Origin of the sequence: Rouxiella chamberiensis, assembly GCF_026967475.1 — a bacterium.
In the GTDB taxonomy this organism is placed as follows: Bacteria; Pseudomonadota; Gammaproteobacteria; order Enterobacterales; family Enterobacteriaceae; genus Rouxiella; species Rouxiella chamberiensis.
The window spans coordinates 775205-788122 of the sequence record NZ_CP114058.1; the positions used below are offsets into that span (position 1 = coordinate 775205).

General features: G+C 59.2%; 10 protein-coding genes and 1 pseudogene. 9 read left to right on the forward strand and 2 right to left on the reverse strand.

Annotated elements, in window-relative coordinates:
• Position 1: 1 nt before the first annotated feature.
• The 5 genes from O1V66_RS03720 (at position 2) to O1V66_RS03740 (ending at position 5549) form a co-directional block, all read left to right on the forward strand.
• Positions 2-1009: an ABC transporter permease gene (locus tag O1V66_RS03720; protein WP_045047124.1), complete on the forward strand. Its 1008-nt coding sequence runs from the start codon at positions 2-4 to the stop codon at positions 1007-1009.
• Positions 1006-1848 (forward strand): ABC transporter permease, encoded by an 843-nt coding sequence (locus tag O1V66_RS03725; RefSeq protein ID WP_045047123.1) that lies wholly within the window; start codon positions 1006-1008, stop codon positions 1846-1848. The genes O1V66_RS03720 and O1V66_RS03725 overlap by 4 nt, the downstream gene beginning before the upstream one ends.
• Positions 1845-3476, forward strand: a complete 1632-nt coding sequence (locus O1V66_RS03730; protein ID WP_045047122.1) for a dipeptide ABC transporter ATP-binding protein — start codon at positions 1845-1847, stop codon at positions 3474-3476. The genes O1V66_RS03725 and O1V66_RS03730 overlap by 4 nt, the downstream gene beginning before the upstream one ends.
• Positions 3477-3638: 162 nt before the next feature.
• Positions 3639-4892 (forward strand): MFS transporter, encoded by a 1254-nt coding sequence (locus tag O1V66_RS03735; RefSeq protein WP_045047121.1) that lies wholly within the window; start codon positions 3639-3641, stop codon positions 4890-4892.
• A 3-nt stretch (positions 4893-4895) separates the two neighbouring features.
• A complete protein-coding gene (locus tag O1V66_RS03740) occupies positions 4896-5549 on the forward strand; it encodes a DUF998 domain-containing protein (RefSeq protein WP_045047120.1) in 654 nt (217 codons plus the stop codon).
• Here O1V66_RS03740 and O1V66_RS03745 read toward each other — a convergent pair.
• Positions 5546-6436: a LysR substrate-binding domain-containing protein gene (locus O1V66_RS03745; RefSeq protein WP_045047119.1), complete on the reverse strand. Its 891-nt coding sequence runs from the start codon at positions 6434-6436 to the stop codon at positions 5546-5548. The genes O1V66_RS03740 and O1V66_RS03745 overlap by 4 nt on opposite strands.
• A 137-nt stretch (positions 6437-6573) precedes the next feature.
• On the opposite strand from O1V66_RS03745, the gene O1V66_RS03750 reads away from it, so the two are divergent.
• The 3 genes from O1V66_RS03750 to O1V66_RS03760 all read left to right on the forward strand — a co-directional run bounded on the left by O1V66_RS03750 (position 6574) and on the right by O1V66_RS03760 (position 9816).
• Positions 6574-7383 (forward strand): hypothetical protein, encoded by an 810-nt coding sequence (locus O1V66_RS03750; protein ID WP_045047118.1) that lies wholly within the window; start codon positions 6574-6576, stop codon positions 7381-7383.
• Positions 7380-8186, forward strand: coding sequence for an enoyl-CoA hydratase/isomerase family protein (locus O1V66_RS03755; protein WP_082050968.1), 807 nt, complete (start codon positions 7380-7382; stop codon positions 8184-8186). The genes O1V66_RS03750 and O1V66_RS03755 overlap by 4 nt, the downstream gene beginning before the upstream one ends.
• Before the next feature lie 214 nt (positions 8187-8400).
• Positions 8401-9816 carry a YchO/YchP family invasin gene (locus O1V66_RS03760; protein ID WP_241481376.1) on the forward strand — a complete coding sequence of 472 codons (1416 nt, stop codon included), beginning with the start codon at positions 8401-8403 and terminating at the stop codon, positions 9814-9816.
• On the opposite strand, the gene narX is transcribed toward O1V66_RS03760, so the two are convergent.
• On the reverse strand, positions 9769-11571 hold the full coding sequence (gene narX, locus O1V66_RS03765; RefSeq protein WP_045047117.1) for a nitrate/nitrite two-component system sensor histidine kinase NarX: 1803 nt from the start codon (positions 11569-11571) through the stop codon (positions 9769-9771). The genes O1V66_RS03760 and narX overlap by 48 nt on opposite strands.
• A 176-nt stretch (positions 11572-11747) precedes the next feature.
• Between narX and O1V66_RS03770 the strand changes: the two are divergent.
• Positions 11748-12837: pseudogene (locus tag O1V66_RS03770) on the forward strand (iron-containing alcohol dehydrogenase family protein).
• Positions 12838-12918 lie beyond the last annotated feature (81 nt).

Genomic DNA, 12918 nt, shown 5'->3' on the forward strand with positions numbered 1-12918 from the left:
GATGAGCGACAAGGCCTGGATTTCCGATAATCCGATCGACAAGATAACTCCCTCCACGCCACGTCTGCACTGGCTTGCGAAGCGGATACTGATGAGTGTGGCTGTGCTGTGGGCGGCCTATACGCTGACCTTTGTCATCCTCTATATCCTGCCGTCGGATCCGGTCACCATCATGCTGAATCAGGGCGAGCAGAGTACCGTCGACATCGCGCAGGTCAACGCCCTGAAGGCGCTGTACCATCTTGATCAACCGTTTTATATACAGTACGCCTGGTCGCTTTGGGATCTGCTGAACGGCTCGCTCGGGAAATCCATTGTCAGCGGCGACCCGGTCACCCGGCTGGTGTTGCAGGCGCTGCCGCCCACGCTGCTGCTGGCGGTTTGCGCCTTGCTGGTCGCCATTGTGGTGGGCGCGGGTCTGGCTGCAGGGGTGAGCGTGCTGCCTGCGGGCCGTGTGAAATCGGCATTCCTCGCGTTGCCTTCTCTCGGCGCGGCATTGCCGACGTTCTGGCTGGGTCTGCTGCTGTTGCAGGCCTTTTCGTTCAGCCACGCATGGTTTCCGGCGATGGGCAATCAGGGCTGGCAGTCACTGGTGCTGCCGACGCTGACGCTGGCGGTGCCGACGGCGGCTACGCTGGCACAGGTCATGAGCCGTTCGCTTGCCGAAGTCTGGCGGCGGCCGTTTATCGATGCGCTGCGGTTAAAGGGGGCCGGCACGGCGCACCTGCTGTGGCGTCATGTGCTGCCCAACGCCGCCATTCCGCTGCTGACGCTGACCGGCATGATATTTGGACATCTGCTGGCCGGTGCGGTGGTAACGGAAACCATATTCTCGCGCGAAGGACTGGGTCGACTGGCGCAGGGCGCGGTCTCGACGCAGGATATTCCGGTGGTGCAAGGCGTCGTGCTGACGGCGGCGGCGGTGTTTGTGCTGGTTAACTTTGTAGTCGACCTGTTGTATCCGCTGCTCGACCCGCGTCTTGGCGCAGTCTTCGGAGGCAAACAATGAGCCTGATCCTGCCCGTTGAAAGGCATGCCGCCGTTCGGCCGCGTGTGGCTTTCACCTTCTGGCTTAGCGTGGCTATTCTGCTGATTGTTGCGCTCTGGGCCATCGTTCCTCAATGGTTTGCCCATCAGGATCCGCTGGTCGGCAATCCGCTGCTGGCGCTTCAGCCGCCGTCGACCGCACACTGGTTCGGCACGGATCACCTGGGGCGTGATATCTACTCGCGCACGGTATTCGGCACCGCCCTGACGCTGAAGGCAACGCTGTTTTCGGTCGCCATTGCGCTGGTGACTGGCGCGTCTATCGGCGTTGTCGCGGGTTATGTCGGCGGTCGGACCGATCACGGCTTTATGCGCGTGATTGACGTGTTGATGGCAATACCGAACCTGCTGCTGGCAATGGCGATTGTCACCGTGCTGGGCTTTGGCACACTGCATATTGCGATTGCCGTCGGGCTGTCGTCGATTGCCACGTTCGCACGGCTGTCGCGAGGCGAGGTGCTGCGCAGCAAGGTCAATCTGTTTGTCGAGGCCGCGCGGGCGAGTGGCGTCAGTCATTTGAGCATCATCCGCCGTCATATTATTCCGCATGCCCTGGCACCGGTGCTGTCGCTGGCGGCGCTGGAACTCGGCTTTGCGCTGCTTTCCGTGTCTGCGCTGAGCTTTCTCGGATTCGGCGCACCGCCGCCGCAGCCGGAATGGGGGCTGCTGGTGTCGGAAGGGCGCAACTATATCGCCGCAGCCTGGTGGTACACCACATTGCCGGGGCTGATGATTGTGCTGGCAGTGCTGGCAACCAATCGCGTAGCCGGATTCATTCAAGACCGAGCGGAGGAAGCATGAGCCAGATATCTACAAACCGGTTGCTGTCGGTCGAACAGCTCAGCATCGAGTATGGGCAAAAAGACGGGCAACCGCTGCGCGCCGTCGATAATCTTGACCTGCACATTGCCGCAGGTGAGGTGCTCGCGATTGTGGGCGGCTCCGGTTCGGGGAAATCCACGACGGCATCGGCGCTGGTCGGCATGCTCGGCAAGCAGGCGCGGCGGGTGTCGGGGACGATTCATCTCGCGGGTGAAGCACTGGAAAACGCCGGTCAGCGCCGCTGGCAGCAGTTACGCGGGCTGGATATCGGCTTCGTGCCGCAGGATCCGGGGCAGGCGCTGAATCCGATTCAGAGTATCGGCAAACAGATGCTCGAAGCGCTCACGCTGCACGGCGTAAACAGGAAACAGGCCGCGCTGCGGGTAGAAACGCTGCTCGCCGAGGTAGGCCTGAATGACGCGCAGCGGGTGCTGAACAGTTATCCGCATCAGCTTTCCGGTGGTATGCGCCAACGGGTGTTGCTGGCGATGGCGATGAGCCATCATCCCAGACTTATCATCGCCGACGAGCCGACCAGCGCGCTCGATGTGACGGTTCAAAAGCAGGTGCTCGATGCCCTCGACGGCATTGTGCGCAGCAAGGGCATTGCGCTTATCCTCATCACGCATGACTTGCAGGTCGCGCTGGAACGCGCCGATCGCGTGCTGGTCATGCAGCACGGCAAAGGGGTCGAGACAGGGCCGGCCGCCGCGCTGTTTAGCCAACCGCGTCATCCGTATACCCGCCAGTTGCTGCACGCCTCTCCGGCCTTTTTCGACGTGCCGCGCCGTGCGGAAATCGTCGCGCCCGAGGTGCTGCTCGAGGCCCGACAGCTCAGCAAACAGTTTACCTCGAGCCGTGGCGACTCTTTTCTTGCCGTTGACCGCGTGTCATTTCCGGTGATTCGCGGTGCCACGACCAGTCTGGTCGGGGAATCCGGTTCCGGTAAATCCACGACGGTGCGAATGCTGCTGGGGCTGGAGTCGCCGGATGGCGGCGAGATAACCTTCGACGGGCGCGACTTTACCGCGCCGGACCGTGCCGAGCGGCAGGCATTTCGCCGTCGGGTGCAGGTGGTGTATCAAAACCCCTATGCCTCGCTGAATCCGAAAATGACGCTTGAGGCCATCATTACCGAACCGCTGGTGGCATTTGCTATCGGCAATCGCCAGAGTCGGCGCGAGCGGGCGGAATGGCTGATGGACAGCGTCGAGCTGCCGCGCCGTTTACTGGCGGTGCGTCCCGGCGCGCTCTCGGGCGGGCAGCGGCAGCGGGTCGCCATTGCGCGGGCGTTGGCGATTGCTCCCGAGCTGGTGGTGCTGGACGAGCCGGTGTCAGCCCTCGATGCCGCAGTGCAGTCGCAGATTTTGACTCTGCTTGACCGCCTGCAACGCGAGCTGGGATTAAGCTACCTGTTTATCTCCCACGATTTGGCCGTGGTCAGGCAGATTTCGGATTACGTAGTCGTAATGCAGCAGGGGAAAGTGGTCGAGCAGGCCGCCGTCAATGTCCTGTTTGATGCGCCGCAAACGGAATATACCCGTCAACTGCTCAGTCATATTCCGGGGCGAGGCAAAGCAGCGGCGCAGCTCGACGCCGTGGGATAGCGCCGTGCAGTCCGCTTTTTGAGCCTCGCAAGCCGCTCGTCGCTGCTTGTTGAGGTTAAATGTTTACCGTATGTTAATGGCGGGGGTATCGCTTTATTGCGCCCATGCCGTTTTGTATAGTTAAGTAACAATTAATACATAGAACGATCTTCAGGGATTTTTATGCCGTCTTCTTCCGCTAGCAGCACGGATTCGCTGCTGCAGCATCGCTCATTTGTCGCCTTCTGGATTGCCCGCGCCGCATCAAGTTTTGGTTTTCAGATGATAACCATCGCGGTGAGCTGGCAGATTTACTCGCTCACCGGCCGTGCCTTCGACCTCGGCCTGATAGGGCTGGTGCAGTTTCTTCCCTCCGTTACTCTCGCGTTAGTCGCCGGACACGTCGCCGACCAGTTCGATCGCCGCCGTATCGTGGTGCTGGCGCAGATTGTCGAGGCGCTGGCCATCGCCGCGCTGGCGGTATTGACCTTGACGCATCACGTCGATGAAGTGGTCGTGCTGGGGCTGGTGTTTATAACTTCTGTCGCCAAGGCGATGGAAGGTCCGTCGCTGCTTTCCATGTTACCCGCGCTGGTGCCGCCAAAGGTGCTACCGCGCGCGATGGCGGCAAACAGCGTCGCCGGACAGGCGGCGGGCATGGTCGGCCCGGCACTCGGCGGCGTGCTGTATATCGCCGGTGCCGAGGTGGTGTATGCCGTCTGCGCGGCGCTTTATGTCATTTCCCTGCTGATGGTCAGTCGTCTGCGCTATGAACAGGCGCCGCCACGCCGTGTGCCTGCCACGTTTAAAGCCTTGTTTGCCGGAATCAGTTTTATCCGCCATCGCCCCGATGTGCTCGGCGTTATCTCGCTCGACCTGTTTGCCGTGCTGCTCGGCGGCGCGACGGCACTGCTGCCAATCTTTGCCCATGATATTCTGCACACCGGTCCCTGGGGATTGGGCATTTTGCGCGGTGCGCCTGCCGTGGGGGCGCTGCTGGTCGGTTTCTGGCTGAGCCGCCGCGCCTTGACCCGCAATGTCGGGAAAATCATGTTTGCTTCGGTGGCCGGTTTTGGCGTGGCGACACTGGTGTTTGCCTTCTCCAGCACGCTATGGCTGTCGATTCTGGCGCTGTTCGCGCTCGGCGGTTTTGATATGGTCAGTATGGTGATTCGCGGCTCGCTGGTGCAGCTCGACACCCCTGACGACATGCGCGGGCGAGTCAGCGCGGTGAACTCCATCTTTATCAACACCTCCAATCAGCTTGGCGAATTTGAATCCGGCATGCTGGCCGCGTGGCTCGGTGCCGTTCCGGCTGCGGCACTCGGCGGCGTCGGCACCTTGGTGGTGGTGGCGCTGTGGATGAAGATGTTCCCTGGGCTGCGCCGTCGTCAGAGGCTGGAAAACGATCCGCCTGTCGCCGAAAAGGCGGCCTGATTGATGACGACGCCGAGGCCTGCGGGCTTGCAAAGAGTGGGGGCCGCGTGTTTCAGCCTCGGCGGCCTGCAATATCTGCTGGCCGAAAAAATTGCCTCGACCGGCTGGCATGCCCCGGCCTATCGTTACCGTCAAAATTACATCAGTGATCTCGGCATCCCGCTATGCGGGCCGACCGCCGACGGACGCGATATTTGTTCGCCGCTGCATGACGTCATGAACGTTGGATTTGCGGTGGAGGGCGTGCTGTTTTTTATCGCCTGCTGGCTGCTGCGATCGGTGTTCTGCGGGCGTCTGCGGGGTTTCTTCCTCGCCACAGGCCTTGTTCATGCCGCAGGCGGCGTGCTGATCGCCGTTTATCACAGCGGCACCGCCGTCTCGGGCGTCACGGCGCATCAGATAGGCGCGGTCATGGCGATTGCAGGCGGAAATCTGTGTCTTGTCTGCGCCGGCTGGCTCTTGCGTCGCAGACGATTTTACGGATTGGGCAGTATGCTGGCGGGCGTTTTTGGCCTGGTGTGCATGGCGCTCATTACGTCCGGGTACTTCCCTGTCGGTCTTATCGAACGCGCCTCTGTTTACCCCATCACCTTCTGGCAAATCCTGACGGGACTGTGGTTGCTTTTCACGTTGCGACACAAGGCCCGGCCTTTTTAAGCGGGCGTTATTGCCTGCTGCAACCAGCTTTTCAACGCCTGCACATCGTCGCGGCCTGCTTTATCGTGTCGGGTCACGAAATAGTAGTTGCCGCCCGGCAAGGTCTGCTCGAAGGGCACAACCAAAATGCCCTTGTCGATAAAGTCCTGCGCCAGCAGGCGGCTGACGATCGCCACGCCTTGCCCCGCAATCGCCGCCTGAATGGCATGTGTTTCATCGGTAAAACGCAGTCCGGCCTCGATAGCCAGCGTCGCGGGGCCGTGGCAGGCTCGCCAATATTCCCAGTCGGGAGAGGGCTCCGGCACGTGGCGGTTCTCGACGTGAAACAGCGTGGCGCGTGTCAGGTCTTGCCATGTCACGAGGTTGAGAGACGGGCTTGCGACCAGCACGAAACTGTCTTCATACAGCAGCGTCGAATCCAGATCTTTATCTGCCTGCATGCTGTAACGCAGGGCAACATCGACCGAACTGCGGGTCAGATCAACCCGATCGACACTGGTATGCAGCCGTAAATCCAGGGTCGGAATTGCGGCTTTCAGCGCGGCAAGACGTGGAACCAGCCAGTGCGTAAGAAAGTTCGAGGTGGTGGTCAGCGTGAGCGCCGACGGCAACTGGGCGTGATGGATGTCGTTGACGGCTTCCTGTAAATCGTCAAAGGCCCGCCGCGTTGACTGTTGAAGCCGCAACCCCGCCTGAGTCAGCGTAACTTCGCGCGCGCTGCGCACAAACATCGGCGTTTGCAGCGAGTCTTCCAGCACGCGGATTTGATGACTGATGGCCGTCGGCGTGACGCCAATCTCTTCGGCGGCGCGTTTAAAACTGCCGAGCCGGGCGACGGCGTCAAAGGCTTTCAGCGAGCCGAGAGGGGGCAGACGTTTATTGCGCATGATGAGATATTTTCATCCCTGGCTGAAATCTATGACTTTGTCAGCCGCTGATAAGTGGGGTTAAGCTCACTTTATCACGCCGATAAGATGAATATAACTTGTCCGAGTTCGGCACCTGTCACTATTGGGAGTCGATAATGACCTTTTTCTCTGATGCCAACGCTGCTTCACCTGCTATCCCGCCTGCCTATTTAACGCGGCTGCACCGGCTTTCTTGGGTTCTCGGCAGTCTGGCGCTGGCGAGTTTATTATTGGCTTTAACAAGCTTCGCGAAATATGGCTTGAATACCCCGCTTACCCACGGCAGTAACGGCGTCGCCGCCATCCTGCTGGTTGTGTTTTTAATTAACGAAAAGATAAGCCCGAGGCCGTGGCTGCCACGCGTCTTGCGCGCTCAATCGCCGGTGCTGGCGTTGGGTTGGGTGGCGACCTTTTATGGCGCAGGCGCAGGCGGCGGATTCCTGCTTCTGATTTTGCAGCGGCAGTGGCTCGCTTTACTGGTCATGCTATTCGCCACCGCGACAGGTTTCTGGGTAGGTAGGCGCACAGGCGCACAACACTCGCATCGATTGATGAACGCGGGGTCGTTGTGCGGCGTCATCGGTATGGGCTGGCTGTATCTTGACGGGGCGGCGACCTCTCTTGTCGCGACAGGATTATTGGGCCTCGGCTATGGCTTGCTGCCTTGCATGGGCGGGCGAATCCTGCCCCTTGTCAGCCGTCGTCACACGCGGCAGCAGGCGATTCACCTGTGTTTCGTGATGCTGTTTACAGGCGTGGCGCTGTCTTTGGCTCTCGTCCCTGTGGTTCAACGCCTTTATCCGCAGGCGGCGGGCATCACTTGCGCATTCGGGCTGCTGACGGTATTTTCACTCTGCGCCTGGCTTGCGGGCGTCTTTGTCGAATCGCCACAGGGCCGTCAGGTCGATGTTCAGGATAAACCATGAATTCTCCCCAAAATCTCTTTAGTCACGCCTTTCATACGCTACTGCTCAAGGAATGCGAGGACGGCGTGGTTCAGGTAACCCTGAACCGACCGCAGGCGCACAATGCCTACAACGCGCAGATGGTTGCCGAGTTGGGGCAGGTGCTGGAGCAGGTAGAGCAGCGTGCTGACCTGCGCGTCGTGATTCTGACGGGCGCAGGCGAAAAAACCTTTTGTGCAGGCGCAGACTTGCGCGAGGCCTTTATCGACGGCGGCAAAGGGCTGCTGAACGCGCAGGAGGGTTTTAATCCGCTGCACCGTATGCCGCGCCGCAAAGTCTGGATTGCCGCGTTGAATGGTCATGCCTACGGCGGCGGGCTGGAACTGGCTCTCCACTGCGACCTGATTATTGCCGCCAGTCACGTTCAGCTTTCACTGCCCGAAACGCGCCACAGTCTGTTGCCCGTCGGGGGAGGAATAAGTCAGCTTTCCCGCCTGCTTCCTGCGCCGATTGTCAGAGAGATGGTGCTTGCCGGAATGCCGCTCGAGGCAAGCCGTGCCGAGCGTCTGGGGCTGATTAATCAGGTGGTCGAAGGTGCGGTATTGCTGCCCGCCGCGCAGGATCTGGCGGCTCGCCTCAACCGCAATGCGCCTCTTGCGGTACAGGCCGCCAATGCGCTTATCGACCTGGCCGTTCATGGTCCAGCGGCGTTATTGCCCGCCGAGGTTGAAAAGGAACTCGCCCAGTTGCAGCAAAGTGACGATTATCAGGAAGCCGATCGCGCCCTGCAGGAAAAGCGCCCACCGTTCTGGAAAGGGCAATAAACGGCATTAATTGGCGCGCGGGGTGGCCCGGAGTGCTTCAAAACTTGAAATTCTGATCTCGTTCGGTAAGATCACATTTCAATGGCAAAATGTGTGGATTATGACGAACGTCACAGAAAAATTTTCCATTTTAAGCAAGCAAACTCTTCGCTTTTCGGCTTTGGCCCTGAGCGTCGCGCTTGGCTGTGTCAGTTATTCCCCGCTGGTTAGTGCTATGGTAACCGATTCGGCGCTGCTCCTGAATCCCGATTACGCCACGCGCGCCTCGGCCAGTACTTCGCTTTTCAACACGCCACCGGCCACTGCAAATCCCAATGCGCTTCCCGATCTTGGCAGTTCGCTCGCCAGTGGGCAAAATGCCCAGGCGCAGGCTCTGGAAACCAAAGTGGCGACGACGCTCAAGCAGTTTGGCGAGAGCAGCATCGCCAGCGGCAGCGACGATCCTCTGCGTGAACAGGCGGAGGAGTTGGCGCTCAAACAGGCGGCCGGGCTGGTCAAACAGAAAACCTCGACCTTGCTGTCGCCGCTCGGCACCACAACCATGAATTTCGATGTCACGGGCCGTAATCTCGACGGCAGTTCGGCGGCATTGTTGAGCCCGCTCTACACCACGCCCTCCTGGCTGACGTATACCCAGATTGGTATTCAGCACCTCAGTAACGCGGATGTAGGGAATTTCGGGCTTGGCCAGCGCTGGTCACGCGGTGCCTGGATGCTCGGCTATAACGCCTTTCTTGATGACGATTTTGTCAGCGAATTGAAACGCGGCAGCGTAGGGGCGGAAGCATGGACCGATTATATGCACTTTTCGGCCAACTATTATCAGCCTATCTCCGGTTTCCATCCGCAGTCGGAAGGCTCCGCAACCCTGCATCGTATGGCGGCAGGCTACGATATTCGCACCCGCGCCTATCTGCCGTTCTATCGCCAGATTGGCGCAACCCTGAGCTATGAGCAGTATCGCGGCGATCGCGTAGACCTGTTTGGCGACGGCAACTACCAGAGTAATCCATCTGCGCTGTCATTGGGGGTGAACTATACGCCCGTGCCGCTTTTTACCGTCAGCGCCGAGCGCCAGCAGGGGCAGAGCGGGGATAATCAGGACGTGGTACAACTCTCCTTGACCTACAAGCTGGGTGTGCCGCTCAGTCAGCAGCTTTCCCCCGACTATGTGGCCGACAGCCACTCGCTGCGCGGCAGCCGAATGGATGCCGTTGACCGCAACAATATTCCGGTGCTGGAATTCCGTCAGCGCAAAACGCTGTCCGTTTTCCTCGCCACGCCGCCGTGGACGCTGCAACCCGGCGAGAGTCTTCCTTTAAAACTTGATGTGCGGGCGGTCAACAAGCTTCAGGCGCTCAGCTGGCAGGGCGACACACAGGCACTCAGCCTGACGTCCGCCAAAACCAACAGCGATCCTGATGGCTGGACGGTGATTGTACCTAAATGGGACGACAGTCCGGGCGCCACCAACAGTTATCGTCTGTCGGTGACCGCCGTAGACAGCAAACAGCAGCGCGTCACCTCCAACTGGATAACGCTGACGGTCGCCGCGCCGCTTGATGCCGAGCCTCGGCAGGTTTCACTCAGCTTCAGTTCTCCCGACGGGTCTGATAACGGACCTGAGTAATTGCTGATTTTTTTCTGATGTTTTCAGAGGATCGAAGCGCACGCTGACACGCGTGCCGCCCTTGTCGCCTGCGGTTATCTGGCACTCGCCGTGCAGACTCTGCGCGCGATCCTGCATGATCATCAGGCCATAATGGTTGTGGCGCAGCGCCTTGTCCGGCAATCCGCAGCCGTTATCGGTAATTTCCATCCGCACCTCGCCCTCTACGCAAAACAGGCTGAAGCCGATTTTGGTGGCCTGCGCATGTTTATAGATGTTGTTCAGTGCTTCGCGGGCAATCTGCAGGAGATGCACGCCCTGATCGGCCGCGACCCAGCGCGGGGGCAACAGATACTCGAACTGAATACACACGCCGATACGCCGCGAAAACTCGTCGACGGTATTTTGAAGCGCCGCATGCAGCCCCGGCGCGTCGAGTTTGAGGCGAAAGGTGGTCAAAAGCTCACGCAACTGGCGATACGCCGTGTTAAGTTCTTCGCGCATCTGTTTGATGAGCAGCATATTTTCTTCACCAAGCGGCGGGTTCTGCATTTGCAGACAGGCCACCTGAATCTTGAGGCAGGAGAGCGACTGTGCCAGCGAGTCATGTAACTCACGGGCGATGGTTGAACGTTCTTCCATGAGCATCAATTGCTGCTGATTGTCCGTTTGCCGCTCCTGTGTCAAGGCGCTGGCAAGTTGTTCGAGCAGCATGCCCACCAGCTGCCGGTGGTCCGGCGACAGCGGTTCATCCACAGGGCACTGGGCCAGCAGCAAGCCATAATGCTCATCGCCGTCGCGCAGTCGCCAGCTGACCGACTGCGTTTCTCCGGTGTTGTCCTCTTTCGTGCCCGTCATCGGCAGGCTCACAATCTCATCGAATACCGCGTCGCATTGCGGCTCGTACAGGCGAAGCTGCACGTCTCGCAGCGGCGTCAGGCGCTGTAACTCCTGCAAGACCGGCGGCAGTTTCTGGCCCAGGGGTTCCTGCGTATGCAATTGCTGACTGGCGCGATAGAGAAAATCCAGTGTCTGATGCTTGTCGGTAAGACGCGCGGTTTTCTCTTCCACACTGCGTGCAAGGTCTTCTACTCGCTTCGACAGGGCGAGAGAGAGGCTATCCAGCGAGTCGCCGAGCCTGTCCATCTCGTTGCAGCCTTTTGCGGGCGGATGATAACGCTGGCTGAAATCGCCCTGCGTAATCGCATTGGCCTGTGAAAGCAGCAGCCGCCAGGGTTTATGCAGCCTCAGCCAGAGGAAATACACCGTCAGCAGCAGCATGATTATCGTGAGCATCACGCCGGTGGTCTGAATGGCGCTTATCAGGGACAGATAGCGCTCGGTTTTTTGATCCAGGGCGGCCACCAGCCGGTCGATGCAGCGGACAAATTCTGCCACCTCGGCCTTGGCCTGCTGCGGGTTAGAGGCCAGTAGCAACTGCGGTTTCAGGGTGTGCTGCCAGTCTTCATGCAGGGCGCGATACTGGGATTGCAGCCCTTCGCGCTTCACGGCGTTCAGAAGATCCTGACTGCCTTGATCCGCATCGATCTGCCGAAGCAAGCGGGCATTGGCAGGCGTAATCGGCACTTCCAGCAAAAGCCGGTAACTCTGCATGCGCAACGAGCCAGCCTTGTTAATCGCATGGGCATTGCCCTGTATGCTTTCTGCCATCCACAAGGCAATGCTCATGCCGCCAATGCCGACCAATCCTGCCAGCAGCATCAGCAGCGTAATTTGTCTAACCAGTGAAATTCGTATCCGTGCCGTGTTAATCATTGTTTTTTCGCGTCATTAAGGTGAACGCATTCTTTCGCATCTGTCGGCAGATCCCTATACCCCGAAAGGCGTAGTAAAAAAACAGACCTCGCAGGCCATGATCTTCTTGCGCGCATTTGGCATAAAACCGGCCATCAACCATACTGAATCAGGGGTTATTTACGGGTTGGAGCGCTATGTTCACTCATCGACTGGTCTTTCCCGCGAGCGTGCTGCGGGGGCGGGGTGCCATCAATCATCTGGGAGCGATGTGTGGCCGTCTCGGACAGCGCGCGTTGCTTGTGGGAGGCGAACCGGGGTATTGACGCCGTGAAGGAGAAGGTCGCCGAACAGCTTGATAGCCAGATGGTCAGCTTTCTCGGCCACGAGCGGCTTACGGGGCCCTGCTGCGAAGAGGCCATTAAAAAGCTGGCCGACCGGTTGAAGCGCCACGGCGTCGAAGTATTGATTGCCACGGGCGGCGGCAAGGCTATCGACACCGCCAAAGCCGCCGGTGTGCTGTGCAATATTCCTGTCGTGACATTGCCCAGCATCGCCAGCACCTGTTCGGCGGTTACTCCGCTGACCTTTCGCTATCATCAAAACGGCCAGTTTCGCGATATGTTTCCGCTGGCCTATGGACCCGCCGCCGCGGTTATCGATGCAGATCTGCTGGTCACGGCCCCGCTCGACGGGCTTGCGGCCGGTCTTGGCGATACGCTTGCCAAATGGTATGAGTATCGCGCCATCAGCGATTTAACCCAGCTTTCGGGGCTGTCCGGCGTTGCGCGCACCAACAGTGAGCTGTGTTATACGCTGATTAATCATTATGCCGACGAGGCCTGCGAAGCGGTGCGCCAGGGTCAGGCCAACATGGCGCTGGAACAAGTGCTGGACGCGATATTTCTCTATGCGGGCCTGACCTCCATCATGAGCAGTGGCGCGCATACCGCCGCGGCGCATGCCCTATATGGCGGCTTCACCGCCTGTGAAAAGACCCGTCACGTCGCACATGGTCTGCTGGTGGGTTATGGCAATCTTTGCCTGCTGGCGCTGGAACAGCGTTCCGACGAGGAGTTGCTGGCCGCGCAGGCGCTGGCGAAATCCTGCGGCATTCCCGTGCAACTCAGCCAGCTTGCGGCTTCGTTAAGTGAAGACGATGTGAATTTGATTATTCGGCAAAGTCTGAAAACGGCGGATATCGCCAATATGCCTGTCGAAGTGACCGAAAGCCAATTGCGCGATGCCCTGAATCGAATCGAAAAATTAAGCGCAATAAAAATATAAAATAGGGCGCTTATATTGCTGACAGTAATGATCGTTTCTTGATAATGATAAATGATTTAAGTCAAGAAAAGCCGTGAGGCG

Excerpts from the sequence above, each read along its gene's own strand:
- O1V66_RS03720 (WP_045047124.1), top strand. The coding sequence starts at position 2 with ATGAGCGACAAGGCCTGGATTTCCGATAATCCGATCGACAAGATAACT.
- O1V66_RS03725 (WP_045047123.1), top strand. The coding sequence starts at position 1,006 with ATGAGCCTGATCCTGCCCGTTGAAAGGCATGCCGCCGTTCGGCCGCGT.
- O1V66_RS03730 (WP_045047122.1), top strand. The coding sequence starts at position 1,845 with ATGAGCCAGATATCTACAAACCGGTTGCTGTCGGTCGAACAGCTCAGC.
- O1V66_RS03735 (WP_045047121.1), top strand. The coding sequence starts at position 3,639 with ATGCCGTCTTCTTCCGCTAGCAGCACGGATTCGCTGCTGCAGCATCGC.
- O1V66_RS03740 (WP_045047120.1), top strand. The coding sequence starts at position 4,896 with ATGACGACGCCGAGGCCTGCGGGCTTGCAAAGAGTGGGGGCCGCGTGT.
- O1V66_RS03745 (WP_045047119.1), bottom strand. The coding sequence starts at position 6,436 with ATGCGCAATAAACGTCTGCCCCCTCTCGGCTCGCTGAAAGCCTTTGAC.
- O1V66_RS03750 (WP_045047118.1), top strand. The coding sequence starts at position 6,574 with ATGACCTTTTTCTCTGATGCCAACGCTGCTTCACCTGCTATCCCGCCT.
- O1V66_RS03755 (WP_082050968.1), top strand. The coding sequence starts at position 7,380 with ATGAATTCTCCCCAAAATCTCTTTAGTCACGCCTTTCATACGCTACTG.
- O1V66_RS03760 (WP_241481376.1), top strand. The coding sequence starts at position 8,401 with ATGGTAACCGATTCGGCGCTGCTCCTGAATCCCGATTACGCCACGCGC.
- narX (WP_045047117.1), bottom strand. The coding sequence starts at position 11,571 with ATGATTAACACGGCACGGATACGAATTTCACTGGTTAGACAAATTACG.